4 protein-coding genes are annotated in these 2885 nt (G+C 66.2%); all 4 read left to right on the top strand.

The features are described 5' to 3' along the window. Positions 1–140: 140 nt before the first annotated feature. A complete protein-coding gene (gene motA / locus G3N99_RS37830) occupies positions 141–1001 on the top strand; it encodes a flagellar motor stator protein MotA (RefSeq protein ID WP_011350592.1) in 861 nt (286 codons plus the stop codon). A gap of 13 nt (positions 1002–1014) precedes the next feature. Continuing rightward, positions 1015–2037 carry a flagellar motor protein MotB gene (gene motB / locus G3N99_RS37835; protein ID WP_174940073.1) on the top strand — a complete coding sequence of 341 codons (1023 nt, stop codon included), beginning with the start codon at positions 1015–1017 and terminating at the stop codon, positions 2035–2037. Between the two features lie 24 nt (positions 2038–2061). Then, entirely contained in the window at positions 2062–2439 is a 378-nt protein-coding gene (locus G3N99_RS37840) for a response regulator (protein ID WP_011350594.1), read from the top strand. A 33-nt stretch (positions 2440–2472) separates the two neighbouring features. Further along, on the top strand, positions 2473–2885 hold a 413-nt coding region (locus G3N99_RS37845; protein WP_206124927.1), incomplete at its 3' end, for an Hpt domain-containing protein.

Genomic DNA, 2885 nt, shown 5'->3' on the forward strand with positions numbered 1-2885 from the left:
CCCGGGTGGCGCGAATCGTCTGCAAATTGCTGGTAAACACCGTCGGGCCGCCGCCTGGCCGCCCGCGAAAGTTTTCCTGCCGACTGCCGTAAACCTGTTTAACGGCGGTCTCCCCGCCGGTCATTCGTGAGGGACAGGCAGTGCTGATTATCGTGGGAACACTCGTGACGCTGTTGTCCGTCTTCGGCGGTTATGCGCTGGCAGGCGGGCATCTGGGCGCCTTGATCCAGCCCGTCGAGATCCTGATGATCGTGGGTGCCGGTGTCGGCGCGTTCATCCTCGGCAACGGCGGCAAGACCATCAAGGCCACGCTGCGCGTGCTGCCGACGCTCTTCAAGGGCTCGAAATACACGAAGGATGTCTACATGGAGCTGATGGCGCTTCTTTACGTGCTGCTCGCGAAGGCACGCAAGGAAGGCACGCTCACGCTCGAGGCCGACATCGACGATCCGGAAAAGAGCCCGATCTTCACGCAATACCCGAAGATCCTCGCCGATCATCACATCGTCGAATTCCTGACCGACTACCTGCGCCTGATGGTGGGCGGCAACATGAACGCGTTCGAGATCGAAAGCCTGATGGACGAGGAGATCGAGACGCACCACGCGGAAGGCGAAGGCCCCGCGCACGCACTGATGCGCGTCGGCGACGCGATGCCGGCGTTCGGCATCGTCGCGGCCGTGATGGGCGTCGTCCACACGATGGCGTCCGCCGACAAGCCGCCCGCGGTGCTCGGGGCGATGATCGCGCAGGCGCTGGTCGGCACGTTCCTCGGGATCCTGCTGTCGTACGGGCTGATCGGGCCGCTCGCGAGCCTCGCGGAGCAGCGCGTCGCCGAGTCGACCAAGATGTTCCAGTGCATCAAGGTGACGATCCTCGCGACGCTGAACGGCTATGCGCCGGCGATTGCGGTCGAGTTCGGCCGCAAGGTGCTGTTCTCGACCGAGCGCCCGTCGTTCTCGGAACTCGAAGAACATGTGCGCCGCGTGAAGGCGAAGTGACGCGGAGCGCCCAATGAGCAAGAGCAAGGATCGCGCAATCGTCGTCAAGCGGGTGGCCCCGTCGAAGAAGGGCCACCACGGCGGCGCATGGAAGCTCGCGTACGCGGACTTCATGACCGCGATGATGGCGTTCTTCCTGCTGATGTGGCTGCTGAGCTCGGTCACGCCGGTGCAGATGAAGGGGATCGCCGAATACTTCAACACGCCGCTGAAGGCCGCGCTGTTCGGCAGCGGCGACCGCAGCTCGCAGGATTCCAGCATCATCAACGGCGGCGGCCGCGACCTGTCGAGCGTCGACGCCGGCACGCTGCGCCGCACCGACGGTACGACGCAACTCGCCGAACGCCTCGCGAAGATGGGCGACGAGCATTCCCGGTCGCAGGCGCAGGGTGCGCAGGACCGGCTCGAACAGGCGCGCCTGCACGACCTGCAGATCAAGCTGATGGCCGCGATCGAGGCCAACCCGACGCTGCGCCAGTTCAAGCAGCAGATCCGCATCGATTCCACGCTGATGGGGCTGCGCATCGAGATCGTCGACACGCAGAAGCGGCCGATGTTCGCGATGTCGAGCGACAACGTCGAGCCGTACATGCGCGACATCCTGCGCGAGATCGGCAAGACGCTGAACGACGTGCCGAACCGGATCATCGTCCAGGGCCACACCGACGCCGTGCCGTACTCGGGCGGCGAGGGCGGCTACAGCAACTGGGAGCTGTCGGCCGACCGTGCGAACGCGTCGCGTCGCGAGCTGATCGCCGGCGGCATGGACGAGGCGAAAGTGCTGCGCGTGCTCGGCCTCGCGTCGACGCAGAACCTGAACAAGGCCGACCCGCTCGATCCGGAAAATCGCCGGATCAGCGTGATCGTGCTGAACCGCAAATCCGAAGAGGCGCTGATGCGCGACGATGCGACGACCACGACGCTGTCGGCCGATGCGGCCGGCTCGCAGCAGCTCGCGCAGCAGCTGGCCCCGGCGCCGGCCGTGCGCCCGGCGCTCGCGGCGTCCGCCGTCGCCGTCGCCGCGCCGAAACCCTGACGTTTACAAGATTCCGAGACAGACATGATCCGAACCATTCTCGCCATCGACGACTCCGCGACCATGCGTGCGCTGCTGCAGGCAACGCTGATGCAGGCCGGCTACGACGTGACGGTGGCGCCGGACGGCGAGGCCGGCTTCGACCTGGCGGCCACCGTGCCGTACGACCTGGTGCTGACCGACCAGAACATGCCGCGCAAGAGCGGGCTCGAAGTGATCGCCGCGCTGCGCAAGCTGACCGCCTATACGGAAACGCCGATCCTCGTGCTGACGACGGAAGGCAGCGACGCGTTCAAGGACGCCGCACGCGACGCGGGCGCGACCGGCTGGATCGAGAAGCCGATCGATCCCGCCGTGCTGGTCGACCTGGTCGCGACGCTGTCCGAACCGGCCGCCTCCTGACATTCACGCGACGCATTCAACCCGGGACCGGGCATGACTCTCGACATCACTCAGTTCTACCAGACATTTTTCGACGAAGCGGACGAGCTGCTCGCACAGATGGAGCAGTTGCTGCTGAACCTCGACGTCGGCTCGCCCGACCCCGAGGATCTGGCCGCGATCTTCCGCGCCGCGCATTCGATCAAGGGCGGCGCGGCGACGTTCGGTTTTTCCGCGCTGACCGACACGACGCACATCCTCGAATCGCTGCTCGACCGCGCACGCAACCATGAGCTGACGCTGACCAAGGAAATGGTCGACGCGTTCCTGGAGACGAAGGACGTGCTGTCCGACCAGCTCGTCGACTACCGCGCGAGCGCCGAACCGGACGCGGCGGCCGCCGCGACGATCTGCGCGAAGCTCGAACGGCTGAAGGCCGAGAGCGGCGCCGGTGCGCCGGCTGCGGC

Source organism: Burkholderia sp. Ac-20392, assembly GCF_017104585.1.
Taxonomy (GTDB): Bacteria; Pseudomonadota; Gammaproteobacteria; order Burkholderiales; family Burkholderiaceae; genus Burkholderia; species Burkholderia lata.